The 716-nt window shown below is 39.1% G+C and carries 1 protein-coding gene and 1 pseudogene; both read right to left on the reverse strand.

Features of this window, described 5'->3' with window-relative positions:
• A pseudogene (locus tag ACFIL8_RS11775) lies at nt 1-169 on the reverse strand (protease modulator HflK); the annotation flags it as partial.
• Nucleotides 170-288: 119 nt separating this feature from the next.
• A partial coding sequence (locus ACFIL8_RS11780) for a dihydrofolate reductase (RefSeq protein ID WP_375689964.1) occupies nt 289-716 on the reverse strand: 428 nt, incomplete at its 5' end.

Raw genomic sequence — 716 nt, forward strand, 5'->3', positions numbered from 1 at the left:
TGCTTCTCCCGAATTGTTTAAACTGATCCTGCCCTTTGCGCAAAATTTCATTAAGATTAGGACCATTTTCGCCACCAGAACCAAAGAGATTCTTAGCTGGTGTCTTTTTGTCACCACTGTTTTTATCGCCACTCCACGGGCCACCACCATTTTGATTTGTCCAGGGCATTATCACCTCTTTAACTGATTACCACTACTCGAACACCAACCATTTGCTTGATCTTATAGGGTGTCTCTTACCTCATTACAATACAACTGATAAACCCTTCCACTTCATATTACAAAAAATTATTTCCGCTCATAAACAACAAAACGTGTCGGATGACTATCTTTATCCCCTTTTGGAATATCTTGTGTTTGCACAATAGTCCACTTTTCTTTATCAAAAACAGGAAAAAAACTATCACCTTCTATAGAAGCTAAAACTTCTGTAAGAAATATTTTATCAGCCATATGCAACCCTTGTTGAAAAATTGCACCACCACCAATAATAAAAATTTCCTCTACATCATTTTGAGAAGCAACGCTTGTTGCAAGAGAACAAGCTTGCGATAAAGAGTGAGCAACAACAGCCCCCTCAGCACAAAAGGTACAATCACGCGTAATGACGATATTTGTACGCCCTGGTAAAGGTCTCCTAATAGAATCCCAAGTTTTTCTTCCCATAATAATGGGCTTACGCAACGTCAAAGCTTTAAAGCGTTGCAAATCCGTCG

This window comes from Bartonella sp. AP57NXGY (assembly GCF_042195805.1).
Lineage (GTDB): Bacteria > Pseudomonadota > Alphaproteobacteria > Rhizobiales > Rhizobiaceae > Bartonella.